Source organism: Nostoc sp. UCD121 (assembly GCF_014222285.1).
Classification (GTDB): domain Bacteria; phylum Cyanobacteriota; class Cyanobacteriia; order Cyanobacteriales; family Nostocaceae; genus Nostoc.
Genome location: NZ_JACKZS010000615.1, coordinates 1 through 238 on the forward strand (window position 1 = coordinate 1; position 238 = coordinate 238).

The following is a 238-nucleotide window of genomic DNA, read 5'->3' on the forward strand; positions in this document are numbered from 1 at the left end:
GCTATACCCGTAAAGATGGACAGTATCTACGTTGGGATAAAAGAGCATTTAGGAAAAGTGGATCAGATAAATTTGATAAAGGTAAAATTCTGGATTTCGGTGAAGCAATTACTGAGCAAATAAAATTAATTTTGAATGATTCCTTTGACTTAATAAGTAATACATTATTTTGTTATGGGACTCAAAGAAGTGGAATTAATTTATTTAATGCTTCATGTCTTAAAATTCTGCCTGAATT

At 29.8% G+C, this 238-nt stretch carries 1 pseudogene; it reads left to right on the forward strand.

Going from position 1 to position 238, the window contains the following annotated elements:
• Positions 1–238, forward strand: a pseudogene (locus GNF10_RS38225) (site-specific DNA-methyltransferase); the annotation flags it as partial.